This window comes from Pseudomonas nitroreducens (genome assembly GCF_014204515.1).
GTDB classification, from domain to species: domain Bacteria; phylum Pseudomonadota; class Gammaproteobacteria; order Pseudomonadales; family Pseudomonadaceae; genus Pseudomonas; species Pseudomonas nitritireducens_A.
The window spans coordinates 103,797-129,399 of sequence record NZ_JACHLI010000002.1 but is presented as its reverse complement, the minus strand read 5'-3'; the positions used below and the strand labels follow the sequence as shown (position 1 = coordinate 129,399).

Below are 25,603 nucleotides of genomic sequence, written 5' to 3'. Positions count from 1 at the left end.
GGCGTTATCCGAAGCATGTCGCGCCATGCGCTTTACCCCCGAAGCAGCTGGAAACAGACTCGATGCAGCGTTCAACCCGAACAGCATCCCATAACAGCGCCAACAGGATAAGCCCATTGCCATGAAGCGCCCGAACATCCTCTTCATCATGGCCGACCAGATGGCCGCGCCGCTCCTGCCCTTCTACGACGCCCAGTCGCCGATCAAGCTGCCCAACCTCTCGCGCCTCGCCGGAGAAGGCGTGATCTTCGACTCGGCTTACTGCAACAGCCCGCTCTGCGCGCCCTCGCGCTTCACCCTGGTGAGCGGCCAGCTGCCGACGAAGATCGGCGCCTGGGACAACGCCGCGGACTTTGCCGCCGACACCCCCACCTATGCGCACTACCTGCGCCGCCTGGGCTACCGCACGGCGCTGTCGGGCAAGATGCACTTCTGTGGCCCGGACCAGCTACACGGCTACGAGGAACGCCTGACCAGCGACATCTACCCCGCCGACTACGGCTGGGCGGTAAACTGGGACGAACCGGACGTGCGCCCCAGCTGGTACCACAACATGTCCTCGGTGCTGCAGGCCGGCCCGTGCGTGCGCACCAACCAGCTCGATTTCGACGAGGAAGTGGTGTTCAAGGCGCGCCAGTACCTCTACGACCACGTGCGCGAACACGCCGAGCAGCCGTTCTGCCTCACCGTGTCCATGACCCACCCGCACGACCCCTACACCATCCCGCGCGAGTACTGGGACCTGTACCGCGACGAGGACATCCCGTTGCCCTCGATCCACATCGCCCAGGATGAACAGGATCCGCACTCGCAGCGGCTGCTCAAGGTCATCGACCTGTGGGGCCAGGAAATGCCCGAGGACAAGGTGCGCGCCGCGCGCCGCGCTTACTTCGGCGCGTGCAGCTATGTGGATGCGCAGATCGGCGCGCTGCTGCGCACCCTGGAAGACTGCGGCCTGTCCGACGACACCCTGATCGTGTTCTCCGGCGACCACGGCGACATGCTCGGTGAGCGTGGCCTCTGGTACAAGATGCACTGGTTCGAGATGGCCGCCCGCGTACCGCTGCTGGTGCATGCGCCCAAGCGCTTCGCCACGCATCGGGTCAGCCAGTCGGTGTCCACCGTCGACCTGCTGCCGACGCTGGTGGAGCTGGCGGGCGGGCAGGTCGAGCCGGGCGTCGACCTCGACGGCCGTTCGCTGCTGCCGCACCTGCAAGGCAGCGGCGGCCACGACGAGGTGATCGGCGAGTACACCGCCGAAGGCACCGTCAGCCCGCTGATGATGATCCGCCGCGGCGACTTCAAGTTCGTCTATTCCGAACAGGACCCGTGCCTGCTGTTCGACGTGAAGAACGACCCGCGCGAGCTGCAGAACCTGATGGATTCGCCGGCCCACGCCAATCTGGTACGCGACCTGCTGGGCGAAGCCCGCGCGCGCTGGGACATTCCGGCTATCACCCGGCAAGTGCTGGCCAGCCAGCGCCGCCGCCGGCTGGTGGCCGAGGCGCTGACCCATGGCACGCTGAAAAGCTGGGACCACCAGCCCCTGGTCGACGCCAGCCAGCAGTACATGCGCAACCATATCGACCTCGACGATCTGGAGCGCCGCGCCCGCTATCCGCAACCGAAATAACAACCATAACGAGCCGAGGCATAACAAGCCGAAGAGGGAAGGGAGCATGAGCAAGCCATTTACCGTACGACAAGCCTCTGCGTTATTGCTGGCCGGCGCACTCGCGCTGGGCGGCCCGCTGGCCCGGGCCGAAGACGAAGCCTGCAGTACGGTGAAGCTCGCCGACCCGGGCTGGACCGACATCGCCGTCACCAACGGCGTCGCCGCCTTCCTCCTTGACGGCCTGGGCTACAAGGTGAAGATCGACACCCTCTCGGTGCCCATCACCTACGGCGGCCTGCGCGATGGCCAGGTGGACGCCTTCCTCGGCAACTGGATGCCGGCGCAACAGGGCTTCTACGACCAGTTCATCGCCAGCAAGCAAGTCACCCAGCTGGCGAAGAACCTGCAGGGCACCGAGTTCACCCTGGCCGTGCCGACCTACGTATGGGACGCCGGGGTGAAGACCTTCGCCGACCTGGACAAGAACGCCGACCAGTTCAACAAGAAGGTCTACGGCATCGGCTCCGGCGCGCCAGCCAACCAGTCGATCCAGAAGATGATCAGCGGCGACGAGTTCGGCCTGGGCGACTGGAAGCTGGTGGAGTCCAGCGAGCAGGCGATGCTCGCCGAGGTCGGTCGCGCGGTGAAGCGTAATCGCTGGGTGGTGTTCCTCGGCTGGACGCCGCACCCGATGAACGTGAAGTACGACATGAAGTACCTCACCGGCGGCGAGAAGTACTTCGGCAGCACCGGCAGCGTATTCACCGTGACCCGCAACGGCTACGCCGAGCAGTGCCCGAACAGCGGCAAGCTGCTGGCCAACCTGTCCTTCGACCTGAAGATGGAGAACGCCATCATGGCCGAGGTGCTGGAAAAGAACGTGAAGAACCCCGATGCGGTGAAGGCCTGGATCAAGGCCAACCCGCAAAGCCTCGACACCTGGCTGGAGGGCGTGAAGACCCGCGATGGCGGCGACGCCCTGGCCGCCGTGAAGGCCAAGCTGTAGGTAATCGATGGAGCGCCTGATCCGCCTGCTGCCCTTCCTCGCCTGGCTGCCCCAGGTCAGCGGCCGCGACCTGCGCCGTGACCTGGGCGTCGGCCTGTCCGGCGCGGTGCTCGCCCTGCCGCAGTCCATGGCCTACGCGCTGATCGCCGGTTTGCCGGCCGAGTACGGGCTCTATGCGGCGATGCTGCCGGTGCTGATCGCCTGTCTGTGGGGCTCGTCGAAGCACATGGTCGGCGGGCCGACGGCGGCGATCTCAGTGGTGCTGTTCACCGCCATCGCCCCGCTGGCACCGCCGGGCAGTGCGCAGTTCATCCAGTACGCACTGCTGCTGACCTTCCTCGCCGGGCTGTTCCAGTGGCTGCTGGGCATGCTGCGTTTCGGTGTGGTGGTGAATTTCGTTTCGCACTCGGTGCTGCTCGGCTTCACCTGCGGCGCGGCGCTGGTGATCGTCATCGGTCAGCTGCCCTACCTGCTCGGCATCACCGCCAGCGGCCAGGGCACGGCGCTGACCAGCGCCGCCGCGCTGTGGTGGAATCTGCCGCAGTTCCATGGGCCTTCGCTGCTGGTGGGGCTGTTCAGCCTGGCGCTGAGCCTGATCGTCAAACGCATGTGGCGGCGCGGGCCGGCGTTGCTGGTCGGCCTGATCGGCGCCAGCGCGCTGGTCTGGGCGATGCCAGCGACCTTCGCCGGGGTCGCCAAGGTCGCTGCCTTCCGTAGCGCGCTGCCGCCGCTCAGCCCGTTGTCGTTCGATCTGTCCGCCATCGCCCAGTTGCTGCCTGCCGCCGTCGCCTGCGGCATGCTCGGGCTGGTCACCAGCCTGTCGATTGCCCGCGCCCTGGCCGCGCGCTCGCACCAGGCGCTGGACGCCAATCAGGAAGTGCGCGCCCAGGGGCTGTCCAACCTGATCGGGCCGTGGCTGTCCGGCACGCTGTCCGCCGGCTCCTTCACCCGCTCCGGGCTGAACCAGGATGCCGGTGCGCGCACGCCGCTGGCCGGGGTCTTCTCCGCCCTGTGGGTCGCGTTGCTGGCGGTGGCCGGCGCCGGGCTGATCACCCATATCCCGCTGCCGGCCATGGCTGCCGGCATCCTGCTGATCTGCTGGAACCTGGTGGACCGTCCGGCCCTGCGCGCGCTATGGAAAGGCAGCCGTGCGGAATCGCTGGTCATGCTGCTGACCCTCGCCGCCACCTTGCTGCTGCCGCTGCAGAACGCCATCTACGCCGGCGTGCTGGCCTCGCTGTTCTTCTACCTCAAGCGCACCTCGCAGCCGCGGGTGCAGCAGTGGCAGAGGGAAGACGAGGAGGTGCTGCGCATCGAGGGCTCGATCTTCTTCGGTGCCTGCGACTACCTGCAGAAACTGATGCAGCGCAGCCGTGGCGAACGCCTGGTGCTGGACGCCCACCACGTCAACTTCATCGACTTCGCCGGCGCCCAGATGCTCCAGCAGGAAGCCCGCCGCCTCGCCAGCGAAGGCCGTAGCCTGGTGCTGCGCAACGCCCGGCCACGGGTGCGGGCGGAGCTGGAGAAGCAGATGGGGAAGGGTGGGGTGTTGCTGGTGGAGGAGTAAGTCCGGCCGCTCCGGTCGCTACTTGTAGGAGCGGACCTTGTCCGCGAAGGGGTCCGCTTCTCGCCGAATCTTGCAGGACGCGCCGATGGGATTTCGCGGACAAGGTCCGCTCCTACGGTCTTAGCTTTGGTGCCAGGCGGTTCGCGAGCAAGCTCGCTCCTACAACAGCTCGCCAGCGATCAGCCCTTGAGCTGACGGCGCAACTCTTCGAGGACCGGCGCCGAATCCGGGCGCACGCCGCGCCACAGCAGGAAGGCTTCCGCCGCCTGTTCCACCAGCATGCCCAGCCCGTCGATGCAGCGCGCCGCGCCTTGCTCGGCAGCCCAGCGGTTGAAGGCGGTGACGTCCTTGCCGTACATCATGTCGTAGCAGACGGTATGACCCGGCTGGACCAGCGCCGGATCGATGGGCGGCAGCTCGCCGGCCAGGGAGGCCGAGGTGCCGTTGACGATCAGGTCGAAGGGCTCGGCGCGCAGGTCGAATCCGCCGCCACTCACCGCCCCCAGGTCCTTGAATTCTTCAGCCAGTTGCTCGGCCTTCGAAGCCGTGCGGTTGGCAATCACGATGCAGGCCGGCTGCTCCGCCAGGAAGGGTTCGAGGATGCCGCGCACCGCACCACCGGCGCCCAGCACCAGGATACGCGCGCCGCGCAGGGCCACGCCGTGATTCACCGTCAGGTCGCGGGTCAGCCCCGCGCCATCGGTGTTGTCGCCCAGCAGGCCACCGCTTTCGAGTTTCTTCAGGGTGTTCACCGCGCCGGCCCGACGCGCGCGTTCGCTGAGCTCGCTGGCCAGTCGATAGGCGTCTTCCTTGAACGGCACGGTGACGTTGCCGCCCAGACCTTCGGCGAAGAATTCACGGGCGTTCCCAGCGAAGTCATCCAGCGGCGCCAGCCGCGCGTCGTAGCTCAGCGCCTGGCCGGTCTGCTCGGCGAACAGACGGTGGATCTGCGGCGACTTGCTGTGGCCGATGGGGTTGCCGAAGACGCAGTAGCGGTCCATTCAGAATCCTGAAGCGTGAAATACAAGAAGGCGCAGAGATTGCGACTTTTTGGTTTGGGTGCCAAGCCATGTTCGCGAGCAGGCTCGCTCCTACGAAGAGCGGTCCTGCTCACGGGCTTTCTGTAGGAGCGAGCTGGCTCGCGAACCGCCCCAGATGCGGAATGTCAGACCTGCGCCAACCAATCCCGATCGGTGAGGAAATACTCGGTCAGGCGCGCTTCCGCGCTGCCCGGTTCCGGCTTCCAGTCGTAGCCCCAGCGTACCTGCGGCGGCAACGACATGAGGATCGACTCGGTGCGCCCGCCCGACTGCAGGCCGAACAGCGTGCCGCGGTCGTAGACCAGGTTGAACTCGACGTAGCGGCCGCGGCGGAAGGCCTGGAACTCGCGCTGCTGCTCGGTGTAGGGGGTGTCCTTGCGCTTGCGCACGATGGGCAGGTAGGCGTCGATGTAGGCATCACCGATGGCCCGCAGGAAGGCGAAGCTGGTGTCGAAGTCCCACTGGTTGAGGTCGTCGAAGAACAGGCCGCCGACACCGCGCGGCTCGTTGCGGTGCTTGATGTGGAAGTAGCGGTCGCACCAGTCCTTGTAACGCGGGTAGACGTCCTCGCCGAACGGCGCGCAGGCGTCGCGGGCGACCTGGTGCCAGAGCACGCAGTCTTCCTCGTGGGCGTAATAGGGTGTCAGGTCGAAGCCACCGCCAAACCACCAGACCGCTTCCTCGCCTTCCTTCTCGGCGATGAAGAAACGCACGTTGGCGTGGGAGGTCGGCACGTGGGGGTTGGTCGGGTGGATCACCAGCGACACGCCCAGTGCCTGGAAGCCGCGCCCGGCCAGCTCGGGGCGGTGCGCGCTGGCGCTCGGCGGCAGGCCGCTGCCGAAGACGTGGGAGAAGTTCACCCCGCCCTTCTCGATCAGCGCACCGTCGCCGATCACCCGGGTCCGACCGCCACCGCCCGCCGGCCGCTGCCAGGCGTCCTCGACGAAGCGGGCGCTGCCGTCCTCGGCTTCGAGGGCGGCGCAGATGCGGTCTTGCAGGTCGAGCAGGTAGGCCTTCACGGCCTCGATGCGGTCGGTCACGAGAATCACCTTGGAGCGGAAAACCACGCGGGGCGCGGGCCTGAGCGGAATTTAGGGGCGAAAACGCGGGCAAGCATACCACCGCCACCGGCAAAGCTGGTCTTGACGGACGCTCGGCCGACGGCTTGGATGAAGGTCTTTTCCCCGGCGAGGCCAGAGCCTCGCGCCATCAGGAGAGCGACATGGCCAAGCGTGTTCAATTCGCCAAGACCGGCGGCCCGGAAGTCCTCGAACTCGTCGACTACACCCCGGCCGAGCCCGGCCCCAACGAGGTGCGGGTGCGCAACCGCGCGATCGGCCTGAATTTCATCGACACCTACTACCGCAGCGGCCTGTACCCGGCACCGGCGATGCCCTCGGGCGTCGGCACCGAAGGCGCCGGCGAGGTGGAAGCGGTGGGCAGCGCGGTGAACAACGTGAAGGTCGGCGACCGCGTCGGCTACGCCACCGGCCCGTTGGGCGCCTACAGCGAGCAGCACACGCTGCCGGCGGCCAGCGTGGTGAAGCTGCCCGACGCGATCACCTTCGAGCAGGCCGCCGCGGTGATGCTCAAGGGCCTGACCGTGCAGTACCTGCTGCGCCAGACCTACAACGTGCAACCGGGCCAGACCATCCTCTGGCACGCGGCGGCCGGCGGGGTCGGGCTGCTCGCCTGCCAGTGGGCGAAAGCCATCGGCGCGCACCTGATCGGCACCGTGAGTTCGGCGGCCAAGGCGGAGCTGGCGAAGTCCCACGGCGCCTGGGAAACCATCGACTACAGCCACGAGAACGTGGTGGAGCGCGTACTGGCGCTGACCGACGGGAAGAAGTGCCCGGTGGTCTACGACTCGGTGGGCAAGGACACCTGGCTGACCTCGCTGGACTGCACCGCGCCGCGCGGGCTGGTGGTGAGCTTCGGCAACGCCTCCGGCCCGGTGGACGGGGTGAACCTGGGCATCCTCTCGCAGAAGGGCTCGCTGTACGTCACCCGGCCGACGCTGTTCGGCTACGCCAGCACCCCGGAGCGCCTGCAGGCCATGGCCGATGACCTGTTCGGCATGATCACCAGCGGCAAGCTGAAGGTGGAGATCAACCAGCGCTTCGCCCTGGCCGAGGCGGCCAAGGCGCAGACCGAGCTGGCGGCACGGCGCACCACCGGGTCGACGATTCTGTTGCCCTGATCGGCAACAGCGTTCGCGAGCAAGCCAGGGCTCCCAGCTGTAGTAGGAGCGAGCTTGCTCGCGAACCGCATTGCACCGCGTTACGAAGGGCGCACGGTCTCGCCAGTGCGCAGGTCGCGAATCAGGCTCGGATTGCGGCGCCCGCCCAGGGCGCCACCGAGCACACCGTCCAGTTCGCCGCGGAAGTACTGCTCCACGCGCAGGCGACTGCGCGCAGCCGGGCGGCCGGCGGGGTTGGCGGAGGTGGAGATCAGCGGGCCGGTGAACTGGCACAGCTCGCGCACCAGCGGGTGGTCGGTGACGCGCAAGGCGACGGTGTCGTGCTCGCCGGTCACCCACTCGGGCAGGCGCCCCTGGTGCGGCACCAGCCAGGTGTTCGGGCCGGGCCAGCTGGCGGCGAGCTTGTCCTGCCAGGCTTCGGGCAGGTCTTCGAGGAGGAAGTCGAACTGGCTGATGTCTCCGGCCACCACGATCATGCCCTTTTCCACCGGGCGCGCCTTGATCGCCAGCAGGCGGTAGACGGCATCGGCGCTCCACGGGTCGCAGCCCAGGCCCCAGACGGCTTCGGTCGGATAAGCGATCACACCGCCATCGCGCACGACCTGGGCCATGCGCTGGGTACGCCAGTTGCTGAACATCGGGACTTTCCTCGGATCTGCGATGCGCGGCAGTTTACGTGCTCAGGGGGCGCGATGCACCCAGACGCCGGCCTCGCAGGCGACCCGCCCGTCCAGCTCCAGCTCGGTCAGCTCCACCAGTACCTGCGGCAGCTCCAGGCCGCTGCGCAGCGCCAGTTGCTCGCTGCTCTGCGGGGCCGCGCGCAGCAGCTCGACCAGCGGATGGGCCGGCAGCAGCGACGCGGCCTGCGGCGCCGGTGCGCTTTGCGTCCAGCCGCGCAGGCCTTCGAGGATGTGTTCGACCGTCTCCACCAGCGTCGCACCCTGGCGGATCAGCTCGTGGCAGCCCCGCGCGCCGGGATGGTGGATAGAGCCGGGGATCGCATAGACCTCGCGGCCCTGCTCCGCGGCGAGGCGGGCGGTGATCAGCGAGCCGCTGGAGGGACTGGCCTCGACCACCAGGGTGCCCAGGGACAAGCCGCTGATGATGCGGTTGCGCCGGGGGAAGTTCGACGCCTGCGGCGCGCAGTTCAACGGCAACTCGGAAATCACCGCGCCGCCCTGCTCGACGATGCGCTGCGCCAGGCCGATGTGGCGGCGCGGATACAGGTGTTCGAGGCCGGTGCCCAGTACCGCGACGGTTTCGCCGCTCGCCTCCAGCGCGCCCTCGTGCGCCGCGCCGTCGATTCCCAGCGCCAGCCCGCTGGTGATCACGAAACCACCACCGGCCAGGCTGCGGGCAAACGCCCGCGCGGTGTCCAGCCCCGGCTTGCTGGCCCGGCGGCTGCCGACCATCGCCAGCTGCGGGCGCTCCAGCAGGCCTGGATCACCCGCCAGGAACAGCAGCGGCGGGGCGTCGTCCAGCTCCGCCAGCAATGCCGGGTAGTGCGCCGCGTCCCACATGACCAGATGATGTTCCGGAGCCTCCAGCCAGCGCAGGGCCGCGGCGGCCTGTTCGCGGATGCGCGAATCGCGGCGCGCCTCGGCGCAGGCCGCAGGCAGGCCGAGCGAGCGCCACGCCGCTGCCGGCGCACTGAGCGCGGCGGAGGCCGAGCCGAAGGCCTCCAGCAGACGGCGGAATCGCCGCGGCCCCAGTTCCGGCAGAGCATGCAGGCGCAGGCGGGCTTCGCATTCGGCGGGGGAGAGGTCCGGGGTCATGGCGGCGGTCCTTGGCGGCAGGAAGTCTGCCGGACTATGCCGCCAGCGCCTTCGGGCAAGCTGTCGGACCGATCCGAATCGCGCCCACAAAAAACCCCGCCGCAGCGGGGTTTTGCGTGACCGGGCGGGAATCAGGGATTCTGCACGCGGTCGTTCACTTCCAGCGAACGGGTGGCGTTGAGCACCAGGCCGTAGCTCAGGCGGTTGTAGGTGCGGAACACCATGACCAGACCCGAGCGCTCGTCGGGGATCTTCACCATGTCGCCGTTCACACGGTCGCGCACGGTTTCGCCCAGCTTGTAGATCGCCAGCACGTTGCCTTCGGCCAGGCCGTCGCGGGAGCCCTTGTCCAGGGTCACCACGTCGTACTTGCCGATCTGCGTCACGCCGCGCGGCACGTCGATGATGGTGCCCTTGATCTCGGACTTCGGCTCGCTGGGCATGAAGGTCGAGGTGATCGCGCGTTCCTCGGTGGGGAACAGGCGGTCGCCCGGACGGACTTCCTGGGTGGTGCGGGTGAGCATCAGGGTGGCGACGTCGTCTTCCTTGGCGGTGACGTTGGCGCCGCCGACATCCATGGCGTCGATACCCAGGACCTCGTTGGTCTCCGGGTCGGTGTACACCTTGGCCTGGCGGAAGATGCCGTAGCTGTTCTCTTCGGCCAGCGACTTGCCTCGGGCGTAGGCGCGATCGCCGGCGCCGCTGATCACGCTCTCCTGGGCGCCGGCGACGACGTAGGGCGCGTCGGTGAACACGGCCTCGTTGTCGACGATGCGGTTGGACAGCAGGAAGGCGTTGATCTTGTCCAGCGGGATGGTCGGGATCGCCTCGGCGATCGGCGTGCTGCGTACCCGCGGCGACAGCTTGATGGTCCCGCGCGACTCGCCGCGGTTGAGCACCAGGCGTGGCTGGCCATCGATGTACGTAAGACTCAGCACGTCACCCGGGTAGATCAGGTGCGGGTTCTGGATCTGCGGATTCACCTGCCAGATTTCCGGCCACTTCCACGGCTTGCTGAGGAACTTGCCGGAGATGTCCCAGAGGGTGTCGCCTTTCACTACGGTATAGCGATCCGGATGGCCGTCCTTGAGCTGCACGGCAGCCTGCGCCACCCCGCCTGCGGCGAGCAGCAGCAGGGCGAGTAGTGTTTTCCTCATGCGGTGAATCCCTTTATTATGTGTACACATGAACCGCCTGGAAGCCGCCCCTACCGCGCTTTCCAGCCGTTTTTCGATGCTGCTCAGCATATTAGCAGCCGATTTTGACTTTATTCCACAAGTGCATCACAAACGTATATGGCCATTCTGAACATTCTCGAATTCCCCGATCCGCGCCTGCGGACCATCGCCAAGCCGGTCACGGTCTTCGATGACGCCCTGCGCACGCTGATCGACGACATGTTCGAGACCATGTACGAGGCGCCGGGCATTGGTCTGGCGGCGACGCAGATCAACGTGCACAAGCGCGTGGTGGTGATGGACCTGTCCGAGGACAAGTCCGAGCCCCGGGTGTACATCAACCCGGAGTTCGAATACCTCACCGAGGAAATGGACCAGTACCAGGAAGGCTGCCTGTCGGTGCCCGGCTTCTACGAGAACGTCGACCGCCCGCAGAAGGTTAAGATCAAGGCCCAGGACCGCGACGGCAAGCCGTTCGAGGAAATCGCCGAGGGTCTGCTCGCGGTGTGCATCCAGCACGAGTGCGACCACCTCAACGGCAAGCTGTTCGTCGACTACCTGTCCAACCTCAAGCGCGACCGCATCCGCAAGAAGCTGGAAAAGCAGCACCGGCAACAGGCGTGACCCCATCCCCCAAAGGCTTGCCCCGGCAAGCCTTTTGTTTTTTGTGAGCCCGAAATGAGCCAAGCACTGCGCATCGTCTTCGCCGGTACCCCGGAATTCGCCGCCGAACACCTCAAGGCCCTGCTCGATACTCCCCACGAGATCGTTGCCGTCTACACCCAGCCGGACCGCCCGGCCGGCCGCGGCCAGAAGCTGATGCCCAGCCCGGTCAAGCAGCTCGCCGTGGAGCACGGTCTGAGCGTGCTGCAACCGCCGACCCTGCGCGACCCCGCCGCCCAGGCCGAGCTGGCCGCGCTCAAGCCGGACCTGATGGTGGTGGTGGCCTACGGGCTGATCCTGCCCCAGGTGGTGCTGGATATCCCGCGCCTGGGCTGCATCAATAGCCATGCCTCGCTGCTGCCGCGCTGGCGCGGCGCCGCGCCGATCCAGCGCGCGGTGGAGGCCGGCGACGCCGAGAGCGGCGTCACCGTGATGCAGATGGAGGCGGGCCTGGACACCGGGCCGATGCTGCTCAAGGTCGCTACACCGATTTCCGCCGACGACACCGGCGGCAGCCTGCACGACCGCCTGGCCGAGCTTGGCCCTAAAGCCGTGGTCGAGGCTATCACCGGCCTCGCCGCCGGCACGCTCAAGGGTGAAGTACAGGACGACGCCCTGGCGACCTACGCGCACAAGCTGAACAAGGAAGAAGCGCGCATCGACTGGTCGCGCCCCGCCGATGAACTGGAGCGCCGCATCCGCGCCTTCACTCCCTGGCCGGTCTGCCACACCACCCTGGGCGACGCCGCGCTCAAGGTGCTTGGCGCCAGGCCCGCGCAGGGCAAGGGTGAACCCGGAAAAATCCTCGACGCCAGCCGCGACGGCCTGCTGGTTGCCTGCGGTGAAGGCGCTCTGCTGCTGACCCGTCTGCAACTACCCGGCGGCAAACCGCTGGCCTTCGCCGATCTGTTCAACAGCCGCCGCGAGCAGTTCGCCGCCGGGCAGTTGCTTGGCCAAGGGCAGGGCGCATGAGCACCAATCCCCGTCTGGCCGCAGCCCGCGCACTGGCCGCCGTGCTCGCCGGCCGCGCCTCGCTGGGCAGCTCGCTGCCGACCCAGCTGGAAAACGTCGAGCCGCGCGACCGTGGCCTGGTGCAGGAGCTGGCCTTCGGCGCCGCCCGCTGGCAGCCGCGCCTGTCCACCCTGGCGGCACGCCTGCTGCAGAAGCCGTTCAAGGCTGGCGACCGTGACGTCGAGGCGCTGCTGCTGGTCGGGCTCTACCAGTTGCTCTACACCCGCATTCCGCCGCATGCGGCCATCGGCGAAACCGTCGGCTGCGCGGACAAGCTGAAGAAGCCCTGGGCCAAGGGCCTGCTCAACGCCGTGCTGCGCCGCGCCCAGCGCGAGAGCGAAAGCCTGCTGGCGGAAGTCGACAAGGACCCGGCCGCGCGCCTGGCGCACCCGCGCTGGCTGCAGAAAGCACTGAAGCAGCAGTGGCCGGAGCAGTACGAAGCGATCTGCGCCGCCAACAACTCCCATCCGCCGATGACCCTGCGGGTGAACCGCCGCCACGGCAGCCGCGATGCCTACCTGGAAGAGCTGAACCGCGTCGGCTTCGAGGCGACCGCCTGCGAATTCAGCCGGGACGGCATCAATCTCGTGCAACCCTGTGATGTGCGCGAACTCCCCGGTTTCGCCGAAGGCCGCATCAGCGTGCAGGACGAAGCCGCGCAGCTGGCCGCCGACCTGCTGGAGCTGGCGCCGAACCAGCGCGTCCTGGACGCCTGCTGCGCCCCCGGCGGCAAGACCTGCCACCTGATGGAAGCCGAGCCGGCCCTGGCTGGCGTAGTCGCCGTGGACCTGGAGGAGAGCCGCCTGGTGCGCGTGCGCGAGAACCTCGCACGCCTGCAGCTCAAGGCCGAACTGTTCGCCGCCGACGCCCGCGACACGGCCAGGTGGTGGGACGGCAAGCCGTTCCAGCGCATCCTGCTGGACGCGCCGTGCTCCGCCACCGGGGTGATCCGCCGTCACCCGGACATCAAGCTGACCCGCACCGCCGAGGACATCCCGGCGCTGGCGCAGCTGCAGGGCGAACTGCTCGATGCACTGTGGGCGACCCTTGAAGTCGGCGGCGTGCTGGTCTACGCGACCTGCTCGGTGATGCCGCAGGAGAACAGCGAGCAGATTGCCGCGTTCCTCAGTCGCACCCCCGGCGCCCGCGAGCTGGACCTGCCCGGCACCTGGGGCATCAAGCAGCCCCACGGGCGCCAGCTGTTCCCCCAGCAAACGGGGCATGACGGCTTCTACTATGCCAAGCTGATCAAGATCTCGGCGAAGTGACAGGCGCCGACGCCCAACGGATCGAAACGGAAAAGCACCCCGCTGCATGAAGATCATCATCCTCGGTGCCGGCCAGGTCGGCGGCACTCTGGCCGAGCACCTGGCCAGCGAAGCCAATGACATCACCGTCGTCGATACTGACGGCGAACGCCTGCGCGACCTCAATGATCGCCTGGACATCCGTACCGTCCACGGCAAGGCTTCGTTCCCCACCGTGCTGCGCCAGGCCGGCGCCGACGACGCCGACATGCTGGTGGCGGTGACCAACAGCGACGAGGTGAACATGGTGGCCTGCCAGGTCGCCTACACCCTGTTCAACACCCCCACGCGGATCGCCCGCGTGCGCGAGGCGGCCTACCTGACCCGCGCCGGCCTGTTCGATCCGGAAGCCATCCCGGTGGACGTGCTGATCAGCCCCGAACAGGTGGTGACCAACTACATCAAGCGCCTGGTGGAATACCCCGGCTCCCTGCAGGTGATCGACTTCGCCGAGGGCAAGGCGCAGCTGGTGGGCATCCGCGCCTACTACGGCGGCCCGCTGGTGGGCCAGGAGCTGCGGCAGCTGCGCGAGCACATGCCCAATGCCGATACGCGCGTGGCGGCGATCTACCGGCGCAACCGGCCGATCATCCCCCAGGGCGACACGGTGATCGAAGCCGACGACGAGGTGTTCTTCATCGCCGCCAAGGCCCACATCCGCGCAGTGATGGGCGAGATGCGCCGGCTGGAAGACAGCTACAAGCGGATCATCATCGCCGGCGGCGGCAACATCGGCGAGCGCCTGGCCGAAGCCATCGAAAACCGCTACCAGGTGAAGATCATCGAGATGAACCCGGCGCGCTGCCGGCACCTCTCCGATGTGCTGGACAGCAGCATCGTGCTCCAGGGCAGCGCCTCGGACCGCGACCTGCTGCTGGAGGAGAACATCGGCGAGACCGACCTGTTCCTCGCGCTGACCAACGACGACGAGGCGAACATCATGTCCTCGCTGCTGGCCAAGCGCCTGGGCGCGCGCAAGGTGATGACGCTGATCAACAACCCCGCCTACGTCGACCTGGTGCAGGGCGGCGAGATCGATATCGCCATCAGTCCGCAGCTGGCCACCATCGGCACCCTGCTCACCCACGTGCGCCGTGGCGACATCGAGAGCGTGCACTCGCTGCGCCGCGGCGCCGCCGAAGCCATCGAGGTGGTCGCCCACGGCGACGCCAAGTCGAGCAAGGTGATCGGCCGCAAGATCAATGAAGTCCAGCTGCCGCCGGGGACCACCATTGGCGCGGTGATCCGCGACGACGACGTGCTGATCGCCCACGGCGAGACGCAGATCGAATCCGGCGACCACGTGATCCTGTTCGTCGTGGACAAGAAGCGCATCCGCGACGTCGAGCGGCTGTTCCAGGCCGGCCTGACCTTCTTCTGAGGCGCCAGGGCCGCGCATGGCGCGGCCCTGGCAGCGTTTTCCAGCGTCTCTTTCAGATAGCTCCTACTGCGCTTTGGCGCGACCCTTGGCACCCTGCGCGGCCTGTTCCTGTCTGTCTGACCCCGGCCATGCGTTACGCCTCCATCGCCCGCATCCTCGGCGTGCTGCTGATGCTGTTCAGCACTACCCACCTGCCGCCGCTGCTGATCGATCTCTACTATGTCGAGTCCACCTGGCGCTCCTTCGCCCTGTCGTTCCTGGTCACCCTGCTGACCGGTCTGGCCATCTGGTGGCCGTTCCACCAGCACAAGGACGACCTGCGCATCCGCGACGGCTACCTGGTGACGGCGCTGTTCTGGATCGTCCTGGGCTCCTTCGGCGCACTGCCGTTCGCGCTGTCCCAGGCTCCGCACATGGGCGTGGTCGACGCGCTGTTCGAGTCCTTCTCCGGCCTTTCCACCACCGGCGCCACCGTGCTCACCGGGCTGGATACGCTGCCCCACGCCATCCTCTACTACCGCCAGCAGCTGCAATGGCTGGGCGGCATGGGCATCGTCGTGCTGGCGGTGGCGGTGATGCCGATGCTGGGCATCGGCGGCATGCAGCTGTACCGCGCGGAAATGCCCGGCCCGCTGAAGGACCAGAAGCTCTCGCCACGCATCGCCGATACCGCCAAGACCCTCTGGTTCATTTATTGCGGCCTGACCCTGGCCTGCGCCCTGGCCTACTGGGCGGCGGGCATGAGCCTGTTCGACGCCATCGGCCACAGCTTCTCGACCATCGCCATCGGCGGCTTCTCCACCCACGACGCCAGCATCGACTATTTCGACAGTCCGCTGATCGAGCTGATCTGCATGACCTTCCTGGTGATCTCCGGGATCAACTTCAGCCTGCACTTCCTCGCCTGGCGCCAGCGCAGGCTCAGCCACTACCTGAAGGACCCGGAGTGCCGCGCCTACCTGAGCATCCTGCTGGCGCTGTTCCTGATCACCGTCACCACGCTGGTCCTCAAGCACCACTACGACTCGCCCTGGCAGTCGATCCGCTATGCGGCGTTCATGGTCATCTCGGTGGCCACCACCACCGGCTTCGGCCTCGCCGACTTCAGCACCTGGCCGACGCTGCTGCCCTACCTGCTGCTCTACAGCACCTTCATCGGCGCCTGCGCCGGCTCCACCGGCGGCGGCATGAAGGTGATGCGCATGCTGCTGGTCTACCGCCAGGGCATGCGCGAATTCCTCCGCCTGCTGCACCCCAACGGCGTGTTCCTGGTCAAGCTGGGGCGACGCACCGTGCCGGACCGGGTGGTGGAATCGGTGTGGGCGTTCTTCTCGATCTACCTGCTGACCTTCGTCAGCCTGATGCTGGTGCTGCTGGCGCTGGGCGTGGACCAGCTCACCGCCTTCTCCACCCTCGCTTCCTGCCTGAACAACCTCGGCCCGGCGCTGGGCGAGGCGGCCGTGCACTACGGCAACCTGCCGGCCAGCGCCAAGCTGGTGCTGAGCCTGGCAATGGTGCTGGGGCGGCTGGAGGTGTTCTCCCTGCTGATCCTGCTGACCCCCGCGTTCTGGCGCACTTGAGCCGTCCTTGCGCTTGAAACATCGCTAATGGGGCACAATGGCGACCCGCTGACGGAGACTCGCCATGATCGATTCGCTGGAAAAGATGCTCGCCAAGGGCGTGGACAACTCGCTGCTGCGCTTCGGCCTGGGCAAGGGCTACCTGGACGCCGGCGATGCTGCCAGGGCCGCCGAGCACCTGCGCCGCTGCGTGGAGCAGGACCCGAAGTACTCCGCCGCCTGGAAGCTGCTGGGCAAGGCGCTGCAGACCCAAGGTGACATCGACGGCGCCCGCACCGCCTGGACCGCCGGCCTCACCGCCGCCCAGGCCCATGGCGACAAGCAGGCGGAGAAGGAAATGACGGTGTTCCTGCGCAAGCTGGACAAGACCAAGGGCGCGTAGGCGCTCTCTTTCATCACCGCTTCCGCAGCGGCAAGGTGCGTAGGAGCGGACTTCGTCCGCGATCGACTCCCGGCCGCTCCGAGCTGGCCGGTGGCACATCGCGGATGAATCCGCTCCTACGACAGTCCTTACAAGACCTCGGCCGCCACCGCATCCACCGCCGCCCTGGCGATGCCGACAATCTCGTCCGCCTCGGCGCGGGTCAGCACCAGCGGCGGGGCGAAGCCGAGGATGTCGCCGTGGGGCATGGCGCGGGCGATCATGCCGCGCTCCAGGCACGCCGCCGACACCTTCGGGCCGACTTTCAGCGCCGCATCGAATGGCGTGCGCGCCTCGCGGTCGGCCATGAACTCCAGCGCCGCCAGCATGCCGTCGCCGCGCACCTCGCCCACCAGAGGATGGCCCTCGAAGGTCTGGCGCAGCTGCTGGTTGAGGTAGCTGCCAACTTCCGCCGCATTGGCGGTGATGTTCTCCCGTTCGAGGATGTCCAGGTTGGCCAGCGCCGCCGCTGCGCAGATGGGGTGGCCGGAGTAGGTCCAGCCGTGACCCATGGCGCCCTCGCGGCTCGACGCGCTGTCGATCACATCCCAGACCTTTTCGCCGACGATCACCGCCGACAGCGGCGCGTAAGCGCTGGTCAGGCCCTTGGCGGTGGTGATCAGGTCCGGGCGCATGCCGTAGCGCTGGCTGCCCATCCTGTCGCCCACGCGACCGAAGGCGCAGACCACCTCGTCGGCGATCAGCAGCACGTCGTACTTCGCCAGCACCGCCTGGATCGCCTCCCAGTAGCCCTTGGGCGGGACGATGATGCCGCCGGTGCCCATCACCGGTTCACCGATGAACGCCGCCACGCTGTCCGGCCCTTCGGCGAGGATCAGGTCTTCCAGTTCCTGGGCGCAGTGGCGGACGAAGGTGGCCTCGTCCATGCCGGCCGGGGCCTTGTAGAAGTGCGGGCAAAGCGTGTGCCTGACCCCTTCCACCGGCAGGTCGAAGTGCTGGTGGAAGCTGGCAAGACCCGTGAGGCTGCCGGTGACGATGCCCGAGCCGTGGTAGCCGCGCTGGCGGGAGATGATCTTCTTCTTCTGCGGGCGGCCCAGCACGTTGTTGTAGTAGCGCACCAGCTTGACCTGGGTCTCGTTGGCGTCGGAGCCGGAGAGGCCGTAGTAGACCTTCTTCATGCCCGCCGGCGCCCAGTCGCGGATGATCCGCGCGGACAGCTCGATGATCGCCTCGGAGGCATGCCCCACATAGGTGTGGTAGTAGGCCAGCTGCGTGGCCTGTGCATGGATGGCGTCGGCCACTTCGGTGCGGCCGTAGCCGATGTTCACGCAGTACAAACCGGCGAAGGCATCCAGCAGCTCGCGGCCCTGGTGGTCGCGGATGCGCACGCCGGAGGCGCCGGTGATGATCCGCCCCGGCAACGCGCCGCTGGCGTGATCGTGGGCGTGGGTCGAGGGGTGCATGAAGTGTGCGCGGTCTTCCTCGAACAGCTTGGCGTAGTCGGTCATGGCGATGGTCTCCCGGTCAGATGGCGCCGTGGTGCAAGGCGAAGTACTTGGTTTCGACAAAGGGTTCGAAGCCCTCGCTGCCGCCCTCGCGGCCCAGGCCCGAGGCCTTCATGCCGCCGAAGGGAATGGGGTGGCCGGTGAACCTGGCGCCGTTGATCGCCACCATGGCGAACTCCAGGCGCCGCATCAGCGGCCAGAGGTGATCCAGGCGTTGCCCACAAAGGTAGGCGGCCAGGCCGTACTCGGTGTCGTTGGCCAGCCGGACGGCTTGTTCCAGGTCGTCGTAGGCGCTCACCCCGGCGATGGGCGCGAAGTTTTCCTCGCGCCAGATGCGCATCTGCGGGGTGACGTCAGCCAGCACCGTCGGTTGCTGGAACCAGCCGCCCAGCGCATGCGGCTCGCCACCGGCGAGCAGGCGCGCGCCCTGGGCGATGGCGTCGCGCACGCGCTCGCCGGTGACGTCGAAGGCCCCCTGGTGCATCAGCGGGCCGATCTGACTGCGCGAGTCGCTGGCCGGGCCGACGCGCAGTTCGCGCACGGCGCGGGCGAAGCGCTGCAGGAAGGGTTCGTAGAGTTCACGGGCAACCAGGATGCGGTTGGCCGCGCAGCAGTCCTGCCCGGAGGTCTGGAACTTGGCGTCGATGGCGAACTGCACCGCCTGCTCCAGGTCGGCGTCGGGCAGCACGATGAAGGGCGCGTTGCCGCCCAGCTCCAGGGCGACTTTCTTCACGTCCTGCGCGGCGGCCTGCAGCACCAGCTTTCCTACGCGGGTCGAGCCGGTGAAGCTGACGGCGCGCACGCGGCTGTCGCCCACCAGGGTTTCCATGGCCATCTGCGGCTCGCCCAGCACCACGTTGAACACGCCGGCGGGGAAGCCGGCTTCCTCGGCCAGCTGGGCCAGGGCGAAGGCGGAGTAGGGCGTCTCGTGGGCCGGCTTGACCACCACGCTGCAGCCGGCAGCGAGGGCGGCGGCGGCCTTGCGGGTGATCATCGCCGAGGGGAAGTTCCACGGTGTCAGCAGGGCGGCGACGCCGACCGGCTCGACCAGCGTGCCCAGGTGCGCGTTGGGGATGTGGCTGGGGATGTTGCGGCCGTTCAGCCGGCGCGCTTCCTCGGCGAACCAGGGGATGAAGCTGGCGGCGTAGTCGATCTCGCCCAGGGCTTCGGCCAGCGGCTTGCCCTGTTCCAGGCTGAGGATCTGCGCCAGGTCGTCGCGGTGCTGGCGAATGAGATCGGCCCAGCGCCGCAGCAGCGCGCCGCGCTCATCCAGGGTGCGCGCACGCCAGGCCGGAAAGGCGGCCGCAGCGGCATCCACCGCGGCGATGATCTGCTCGCGATCGAGCAGCGGCACATGGCCGATGGCTTCGCGGGTGGCGGGGTTGTCGACGGCGATGCTGGCGCCGCTGGCGCTGTGCAGCCAGTGGCCGTTCACATAGCAGAGCGACTTGAACAGCAGGGGATGGGCAAAGGACATGGCGGCGGCTCCCGGACGGTTGGCATGCAGACCATGCTAGGGGCCGGGAGCGCGCGGTTTTTTCCTAAGCGGGGGCGGGCGACGGCAGATCTTTTTGCAGTTCTGCCGCCGCGGTTGGGCTTTTTCGGGTGGGCTCAGACGGTCGCGGTCTGGCGCCGCAGGTTACGGGTGATGGCGCTGAGCAGCATGCCGTAGAGCGGCACGAAAAGCATCAGCATGACCGCCAGCTTGACGCCGTAGTCGACCCAGGCGATCTCCACCCAGTGCTCGGCCATGAAGGCGTTGTCGCTGTGCCAGAAAGCGATGGAGAAGAAGGTGAAGGTGTCCAGCAGGTTGCCGAACAGGGTCGAGACCACCGGGGCGATCCACCACTGGCGCATGCGCCGCAGGCGGTCGAAGACCTGGATGTCGAGGATCTGGCCGAACACGTAGGCCAGGAAGCTGGCCAGGGAAATCCGCGCGACGAAGGTGTTGAATTCGCCCAGGGAAGCGAAGCCTCTGAAGGCACCTTCCTGGAAGATCACCGAGATGACGTAGGAAGCCAGCAGCGCCGGGATCATCACCCGCGCAATGACCAGCCGCGCCGGGCGTTTGCCGAGCAGGCGCACGGTGAGGTCGGTGGCCAGGAAGATGAACGGGAAGCTGAACGCGCCCCAGGTGGTGTGCCAGCCGAACAGGGTCATGGGCAGCTGCACCAGGTAGTTGCTGGCGATGATGATCAGGATGTGGAACGCGACCAGACCGGCGAGTGCGCCGCGCCTTGCCGCCGGAAGGGATGCCGACATGCTTGGGGCCTTTTTCGTCGATGGGGTGAGGGAACCCATGCCCGGCACCATGCCGAGCGGCGCGCATTGTATACGATCCGGACCGCGAAGTCAGGTTTATTGAGCAAATTTTGTGCAGCGCCGACGTGTGCAATTTCGTAGGAGCGGACTCCGTCCGCGATCGGCCCCGCATCGCGCCAGACTCCATCGCGGACGGAGTCCGCTCCTACGCAGAGCCCGATTCCAGCGCTTCGGCGGGGATCGCCGCTTCCTGGGTCTTGATCACCTTGGTGACGATGTAGGTGAAGTAGCGCTCGATGCCGACATCTTCCAGCAGCAGCTGGTCGATGAAGCGCTGGTAGTGGTCGATGTCGCGCGCCTGGATCATCGCGATGTAGTCCACACCGCCGCCGGTGGCGTAGCAGAAGCCCACTTCCGGCGCCTGCTGCAGGCGCTGTTCGAAGCGCTTCATGTCCTGCGCGGTGTGCCGCGCCAGGGTGATCTCCACCAGCACCTGCTGCTGCTTGAACAGCGCCGGCCAGTCGATCTGTGCGCGGTACCCCTTGATCAGCCCGGCCTCCTCCAGCTTGCGCACGCGCTCCCAGGCCGGGCTGACCGAGAGGTTGATCGCCTCGGCCAGGCTCGACTTGGTGATGCGCCCGTCGCCGGCGAGGATGCGCAGGATCTTCAGGTCGTAGCGGTCGAGCTTGATCATGGCGGGCTCCGTTCAGTCCAGGACCTCGGCGACCACCGCCAGGGTGTCGCCACTCTGCACCAGGCCGGGGAAATGCCGCGCGGCGAGGATGCCGCTGCGCTTGGCGCGGTACTCCACGGGTGCAGCGCCGGTGCGCAGCACGTCGTGCACCCGCGCCAGCACTTCGCCGCGTTCGACCCGCTCGCCCAGGTCGCGGCACATCTCCAGCAGGCCGGCGTGTTCGCTGGCGACGAAGCAGTCGCCATCGGGCATGTCGAGCATCAGCGACGGCGCCGGCTCGGGTTCGCCGCGCAGGATGCCGGCCTGCACCAGCACATTGCGCACGCCGCGCCGGGCGATGGCCACGGTGCGCGCGCTGCTGCTGCCGCCGCCACCCAGTTCGGTGGTGACGAACAGCTTGCCCTGCTCCTCCGCCGCGGTGTCGTACATGCCCACCGCGTCCAGCTCCAGCATGCGCATCGCGTAGGGCGCGGCGAAGGCCCGCATCAGCGCTTCGCTGGCTTCCTGCTGGGCCTTGTCCGGCAGCACGTGGCAGGCGGCGAAGGGCAGGAAGTCGAGGGTGCGCCCACCGGAGTGGATATCCAGCACCACGTCCGCCAGCGGCAGCAGGGTGCGCTGGAAGTAGTCGGCGATCTTCTGCGTCACCGTGCCGTCCGGGCGGCCGGGGAAGCTGCGGTTGAGGTTGCCGGCGTCGATCGGCGAGGTGCGCTTGCCGGCATGGAAGGCCGGCGTGTTCATGAACGGCACGATGATCACCCGGCCGCGCACGTCTTCGGCGCGCAGTTCCTGGGCCAGGCGGCTGAGCGCCACCGGGCCTTCGTACTCGTCGCCATGGTTACCACCGGTGAGCAGCGCGGTGGGGCCGTCGCCGTTCTTCACCACGCACAGCGGGATCATCACCGCGCCCCAGGCCGAATCGTCCCGCGAGTAGGGCAGCTTGAGGTGGCCGTGCTGCACGCCGTCGCGCTGGAAATCGACGCTGGCGGCGATGGGGTTGTCGCGCAGCGGCTTGTCGAGCGAATGGGTCATCGCCTCACTCCTTCACGAACAGCTGGCGCGGGTAGTCGCAGAAGGTCTCCACGCCGCGCTCGGTGATGAGGATGCTTTCGGTGATCTCCAGGCCCCAGTCGTCCATCCACAGGCCGGGCATGAAGTGGAAGGTCATGCCCGGTTCCAGCACGCTGCTGTCGCTGGGGCGCAGGCTCATGGTGCGCTCGCCCCAGTCCGGCGGGTAGCTGATCCCGATGGGATAGCCGCAGCGGCTGTCCTTGTGGATGCCGAACTTCTCCAGCACGCCGAAGAAGGCGCGGGCGATGTCGCCGGTGGTGTTGCCCGGTTTCGCTGCGTCGAGCCCGGCGGCGATGCCTTCGACCACGGCCTTTTCCGCATCGAGAAAGTGCTTGGGCGGTTTGCCGAGGAACACCGTGCGCGACAGCGGGCAGTGGTAGCGCTTGTAGCAGCCGGCGATCTCGAAGAAGGTGCCGGCGCCGCGCTCGAAGGGCGTGTCGTCCCAGGTCAGGTGCGGCGCGCTGGCGTCGGCGCCGGTGGGCAGCAGCGGGACGATGGCCGGGTAGTCACCGCCGTGGCCATCGGCGCCAAGAATGCCGGTGCTGTAGATATCGGCCACCAGTTCGTTCTTGCGCATGCCCGGTTCGATGCGTTCGACGATCTGCGCGTGCATCTTCTCGACGATCCGCGCGGCGATGCGCATGTACTCGATCTCACGCGGGGATTTCACCGCACGCTGCCAGTTGACCAGGGCGGTGGCATCGACGAACTTCGCGCTCGGCAGGTTGGCCTGCAGCGAGCGGAAGGCGGCGGCGCTGAAGTAGTAGTTGTCCATCTCCACACCGATGGACGCACCGGACCAGCCGCGCGCGGTGATCACCTCGCGGGACAGGTAGTCCATCGGGTGGCGCTCGGTGGACTGCACGTAGTGGTCGGGGTAGCCGACGATGTTGTCCGCCTGCATGAACACCGTGCGCCGCGCGCCGTTGGCGTCCTGGCCGCGACCGAACCAGACCGGCTCGCCGTCCAGCGCAAGCAGCACGCCCTGGTGCACGTAGAAGGACCAGCCGTCATAGCCGGTGAGCCAGGCCATGTTCGACGGATCGGTGACCAGCAGCAGCTCGATGCCGCGCTGTTGCATGCTGGCGCGGACCTTGGCGATCCGCTGGGCATATTCCTCCCGGCTGAAGGGGAGGTTGACGACGATTTCGGACATGCGGAAATCCTCTCTGTGGTGTTTGTGCTGGATCACCAACGCCTGCGGCGCTTTCGTAGGATGGGTGGAGCTTGCGATACCCATCAGCCCGTGCTGCGGGCTATCGATGGGTATCGCTTCGCTCCACGCCATCCTACGAATGGTGTTTTCCTGCGACTCTGGTAGCAGAGGCGAAGAGCGCTTTCAGCTGTGGAACTGGAAGCCCTTGCCCATCCGCTGCGCGCGCTGGAAGGCCAGGCCGGCGATGGCGGTGTCCTGCGCGCCGGTGCCGGTGAGGTCGCAGAGGGTGATGTCTGCGGCCCCTCGGCGGCCTTCGCGCTGCCCGGCAATCACCTGGCCCAGCTCGGCGAAATCGGCCTCGGCGCTCACGCTGCCGGCCGCCAGCGCATGGTGCAGTTCGCCCAGCACGCGGGTCTGGCTGAGGCGGTCGGCGACGTAGCTGTCCACCGCCGCCAGGGCCTCAGCGGCGATCTCGTTCTTGTGCTCGGCGTCCGAGCCCATGGCGGTGATGTGCAGGCCGGGGCGCAGATGCTGCGGGTGGATCAGCGGCTCGCGGCTGGGCGTGGTGGTAATGGCGATGTCGGCACCTTCCAGTGCTTCGTCGATGCTGGCGCAGGCTCTGACCGCAATGCCCAGGCTGACGCTCAACTCCTCGGCACACTGGCGCGCCTTGGCGCTGTCCCGCGCCCAGACGCTGGCGGCTTCGATGGGCCGCACCAGACACAGTGCCTTGAGCTGCAGCCGCGCCTGTTCGCCAGCGCCGATCAGCGCGACCTGGCGCGAGTCCTCGCGGGCCAGCCACTTGGCCGCCACCGCGCCGGCGCAGGCGGTGCGCACGGCGGTGAGGTAACCGTTGTCCAGCAGCAGCGCATCAAGCAAACCGGTGCGCGAGGAGAGCAGCATCATCATGCCGTTGAGGCTGGGCAGGCCGAGTCCGGGGTTGTCGAAGAAGCCGGGGCTGACCTTGATGGCGAAGCGCGGCAGGCCCGGCAGGTAGGCGGTTTTCACGTCCACTTCGCCGTTGTGCTCGGGCACGTCCAGGCGAAGGATCGGTGGCATCGCCACCGGCGCGGTGGCAAGCAGGCGGAAGGCCTGCTCGACGGCGTCGAGGCTCTCCCGATCGATCGCCACGCAGGCGCGCAGGTCGGCTTCGCTGAGCAGGGTGACGTCAGCCATGGAGGGACTCCTCGAGGATTTGCTGGTGTTGTTCGATGGCGATGTTGCGGCCGCTGACGATGAGCACCACCGGACCGACCGGGGCGATCAGGCCGTCCAGCAGCGCGGCGATACCGACCGCGGCAGCGCCTTCCACCACCTGCCGTTCCTCGCGGTAGGCGTGGCGGATGCCGGCGGCGATGGCGGGCTCGTCGAGCAGGTGCAGCTGGTCGCAGTACTGGCGGGCCAGGGCGAAGGTGTAGCGGTTGTCCAGTCCGACGCCGCCGCCGAGGGAGTCGGCCAGGGTCGGCAGTTCTTCCACCTCCACCGGGTGGCCAGCGGCCAGGCTGGCCGCCATGGCGGCGCCACGGCGCATGCTGATGCCGTGGACGCGAATGCTCGGGTCGACGTGCTTGAGCGCCAGCGCCACGCCGCCGAACAGGCCGCCACCGGACAGCGGCACCAGCACCTGGCGCACGTCGGGCAGCTGCTCGAGGATTTCCAGGCCGAGGGTGCCCTGGCCGGCGATGATCTGCGGATGGTCGAAGGGCGGCAGCAGTGCGGCACCGTCTTCGCGAGCGATGCGTTCGGCCTCGGCCTGGGCATCGTCCTGGCAGCGACCGACGATGCGTACTTCGGCGCCCAGCTCGCGGATCGCCTGGACCTTGTTCGCCGGCACCAGCTGCGACAGGCAGACCGTGGCGTGTACGCCGAGCGCGCGGGCGGCGTGGGCCAGCGCGCGACCGTGATTGCCGGTGGAGGCGGCGACCACGCCCCTGGCCTTCTGCTCATCGCTGAGCTGGGCGATGGCGTTGCTGGCGCCGCGCAGCTTGAAGCTGCCGGTGATCTGCTGCGATTCGAGCTTGAGGTACACCGGAGCACCGAGCAGACGCGACAGGCTGGGCGAAAGCTCCAGCGGCGTCTGCCGCACCAGGCCCTGGATGCGCTGGCGTGCGCGGTACAGCTCGACGAGGGGAATCGGCTCCATCTCGGCCTCCGGGAATGCAGTGGGGCCGAGTGTAGGGGCGGGAAATTGTCGCGATGAATGTACTAGGACG

24 protein-coding genes are annotated in these 25,603 nt (G+C 67.8%); 11 read left to right on the top strand and 13 right to left on the bottom strand.

Features of this window, described 5'->3' with window-relative positions; translation table 11 throughout:
* Positions 1 to 121 precede the first annotated feature (121 nt).
* The 3 genes from betC to HNP46_RS03325 are packed head-to-tail and all read left to right on the top strand — an operon-like array spanning position 122 to position 4,188.
* Positions 122 to 1,633 carry a choline-sulfatase gene (gene betC / locus HNP46_RS03335; RefSeq protein WP_184586094.1) on the top strand — a complete coding sequence of 504 codons (1,512 nt, stop codon included), beginning with the start codon at positions 122 to 124 and terminating at the stop codon, positions 1,631 to 1,633.
* A gap of 46 nt (positions 1,634 to 1,679) precedes the next feature.
* Positions 1,680 to 2,621 carry a choline ABC transporter substrate-binding protein gene (locus HNP46_RS03330; RefSeq protein ID WP_184586093.1) on the top strand — a complete coding sequence of 314 codons (942 nt, stop codon included), beginning with the start codon at positions 1,680 to 1,682 and terminating at the stop codon, positions 2,619 to 2,621.
* 7 nt (positions 2,622 to 2,628) lie between these two features.
* Positions 2,629 to 4,188, top strand: a complete 1,560-nt coding sequence (locus HNP46_RS03325) for a SulP family inorganic anion transporter (RefSeq protein ID WP_184586092.1) — start codon at positions 2,629 to 2,631, stop codon at positions 4,186 to 4,188.
* Between the two features lie 179 nt (positions 4,189 to 4,367).
* Here the strand turns inward: HNP46_RS03325 and aroE are convergent, their stop codons facing one another.
* Together aroE and hemF are read right to left on the bottom strand one after the other, a co-directional pair.
* Entirely contained in the window at positions 4,368 to 5,189 is an 822-nt protein-coding gene (aroE, locus tag HNP46_RS03320) for a shikimate dehydrogenase (protein WP_184586091.1), read from the bottom strand.
* 164 nt (positions 5,190 to 5,353) lie between these two features.
* Complete coding sequence (gene hemF, locus HNP46_RS03315; protein WP_184586090.1) at positions 5,354 to 6,268, bottom strand: oxygen-dependent coproporphyrinogen oxidase; 915 nt, start codon at positions 6,266 to 6,268, stop codon at positions 5,354 to 5,356.
* A 182-nt stretch (positions 6,269 to 6,450) separates the two neighbouring features.
* Between hemF and HNP46_RS03310 the strand changes: the two genes are divergently transcribed.
* Positions 6,451 to 7,428 (top strand): NADPH:quinone reductase, encoded by a 978-nt coding sequence (locus tag HNP46_RS03310; RefSeq protein ID WP_184586089.1) that lies wholly within the window; start codon positions 6,451 to 6,453, stop codon positions 7,426 to 7,428.
* A gap of 80 nt (positions 7,429 to 7,508) precedes the next feature.
* On the opposite strand, the gene HNP46_RS03305 is transcribed toward HNP46_RS03310, so the two are convergent.
* From HNP46_RS03305 to HNP46_RS03295, 3 genes are all read right to left on the bottom strand, one after another.
* Positions 7,509 to 8,066 (bottom strand): L-threonylcarbamoyladenylate synthase, encoded by a 558-nt coding sequence (locus HNP46_RS03305; protein WP_184586088.1) that lies wholly within the window; start codon positions 8,064 to 8,066, stop codon positions 7,509 to 7,511.
* Between the two features lie 42 nt (positions 8,067 to 8,108).
* Complete coding sequence (gene dprA / locus HNP46_RS03300; RefSeq protein WP_184586087.1) at positions 8,109 to 9,203, bottom strand: DNA-processing protein DprA; 1,095 nt, start codon at positions 9,201 to 9,203, stop codon at positions 8,109 to 8,111.
* 131 nt (positions 9,204 to 9,334) lie between these two features.
* Positions 9,335 to 10,360, bottom strand: a complete 1,026-nt coding sequence (locus tag HNP46_RS03295; protein WP_184586086.1) for a LysM peptidoglycan-binding domain-containing protein — start codon at positions 10,358 to 10,360, stop codon at positions 9,335 to 9,337.
* Positions 10,361 to 10,388: 28 nt separating this feature from the next.
* Here HNP46_RS03295 and HNP46_RS35765 point away from each other — a divergent pair, with 28 nt between their 5' ends.
* The 7 genes from HNP46_RS35765 (at position 10,389) to HNP46_RS03265 (ending at position 16,705) form a co-directional block, all read left to right on the top strand.
* Positions 10,389 to 10,511, top strand: coding sequence for a hypothetical protein (locus HNP46_RS35765; protein ID WP_260403074.1), 123 nt, complete (start codon positions 10,389 to 10,391; stop codon positions 10,509 to 10,511).
* On the top strand, positions 10,499 to 11,005 hold the full coding sequence (def, locus tag HNP46_RS03290; RefSeq protein ID WP_184586085.1) for a peptide deformylase: 507 nt from the start codon (positions 10,499 to 10,501) through the stop codon (positions 11,003 to 11,005). The genes HNP46_RS35765 and def overlap by 13 nt, the downstream gene beginning before the upstream one ends.
* Positions 11,006 to 11,059: 54 nt before the next feature.
* Positions 11,060 to 12,016 carry a methionyl-tRNA formyltransferase gene (fmt, locus tag HNP46_RS03285; RefSeq protein WP_184586084.1) on the top strand — a complete coding sequence of 319 codons (957 nt, stop codon included), beginning with the start codon at positions 11,060 to 11,062 and terminating at the stop codon, positions 12,014 to 12,016.
* Complete coding sequence (rsmB, locus tag HNP46_RS03280) at positions 12,013 to 13,323, top strand: 16S rRNA (cytosine(967)-C(5))-methyltransferase RsmB (protein WP_184586083.1); 1,311 nt, start codon at positions 12,013 to 12,015, stop codon at positions 13,321 to 13,323. The genes fmt and rsmB overlap by 4 nt, the downstream gene beginning before the upstream one ends.
* A 46-nt stretch (positions 13,324 to 13,369) precedes the next feature.
* Complete coding sequence (gene trkA / locus HNP46_RS03275; protein ID WP_184586082.1) at positions 13,370 to 14,743, top strand: Trk system potassium transporter TrkA; 1,374 nt, start codon at positions 13,370 to 13,372, stop codon at positions 14,741 to 14,743.
* A 128-nt stretch (positions 14,744 to 14,871) separates the two neighbouring features.
* The gene (locus HNP46_RS03270) at positions 14,872 to 16,323 is read left to right on the top strand and encodes a TrkH family potassium uptake protein (protein ID WP_184586081.1); all 1,452 of its coding nucleotides are present in this window, start codon (positions 14,872 to 14,874) and stop codon (positions 16,321 to 16,323) included.
* Positions 16,324 to 16,387: 64 nt separating this feature from the next.
* Positions 16,388 to 16,705, top strand: coding sequence for a tetratricopeptide repeat protein (locus tag HNP46_RS03265; RefSeq protein ID WP_184586080.1), 318 nt, complete (start codon positions 16,388 to 16,390; stop codon positions 16,703 to 16,705).
* A gap of 128 nt (positions 16,706 to 16,833) precedes the next feature.
* Here HNP46_RS03265 and HNP46_RS03260 read toward each other — a convergent pair whose 3' ends face one another.
* The 8 genes from HNP46_RS03260 to eutB all read right to left on the bottom strand — a co-directional run bounded on the left by HNP46_RS03260 (position 16,834) and on the right by eutB (position 25,533).
* The gene (locus HNP46_RS03260; RefSeq protein WP_184586079.1) at positions 16,834 to 18,213 is read right to left on the bottom strand and encodes an aspartate aminotransferase family protein; all 1,380 of its coding nucleotides are present in this window, start codon (positions 18,211 to 18,213) and stop codon (positions 16,834 to 16,836) included.
* 16 nt (positions 18,214 to 18,229) lie between these two features.
* Positions 18,230 to 19,687 carry an NAD-dependent succinate-semialdehyde dehydrogenase gene (locus tag HNP46_RS03255; protein ID WP_184586078.1) on the bottom strand — a complete coding sequence of 486 codons (1,458 nt, stop codon included), beginning with the start codon at positions 19,685 to 19,687 and terminating at the stop codon, positions 18,230 to 18,232.
* A gap of 134 nt (positions 19,688 to 19,821) precedes the next feature.
* The gene (locus tag HNP46_RS03250) at positions 19,822 to 20,472 is read right to left on the bottom strand and encodes a 7-cyano-7-deazaguanine/7-aminomethyl-7-deazaguanine transporter (RefSeq protein WP_184586077.1); all 651 of its coding nucleotides are present in this window, start codon (positions 20,470 to 20,472) and stop codon (positions 19,822 to 19,824) included.
* Positions 20,473 to 20,677: 205 nt separating this feature from the next.
* Entirely contained in the window at positions 20,678 to 21,166 is a 489-nt protein-coding gene (locus HNP46_RS03245) for an Lrp/AsnC family transcriptional regulator (protein WP_184586076.1), read from the bottom strand.
* A gap of 12 nt (positions 21,167 to 21,178) precedes the next feature.
* Positions 21,179 to 22,195 (bottom strand): N(2)-acetyl-L-2,4-diaminobutanoate deacetylase DoeB, encoded by a 1,017-nt coding sequence (doeB, locus tag HNP46_RS03240; RefSeq protein ID WP_184586075.1) that lies wholly within the window; start codon positions 22,193 to 22,195, stop codon positions 21,179 to 21,181.
* A 4-nt stretch (positions 22,196 to 22,199) separates the two neighbouring features.
* A complete protein-coding gene (doeA, locus tag HNP46_RS03235) occupies positions 22,200 to 23,390 on the bottom strand; it encodes an ectoine hydrolase DoeA (RefSeq protein WP_184586074.1) in 1,191 nt (396 codons plus the stop codon).
* A 183-nt stretch (positions 23,391 to 23,573) separates the two neighbouring features.
* Positions 23,574 to 24,566, bottom strand: a complete 993-nt coding sequence (locus HNP46_RS03230; protein WP_184586073.1) for a cyclodeaminase — start codon at positions 24,564 to 24,566, stop codon at positions 23,574 to 23,576.
* Entirely contained in the window at positions 24,559 to 25,533 is a 975-nt protein-coding gene (gene eutB / locus HNP46_RS03225) for a hydroxyectoine utilization dehydratase EutB (RefSeq protein WP_184586072.1), read from the bottom strand. The genes HNP46_RS03230 and eutB overlap by 8 nt, the downstream gene beginning before the upstream one ends.
* Between the last annotated feature and the right edge of the window lie 70 nt (positions 25,534 to 25,603).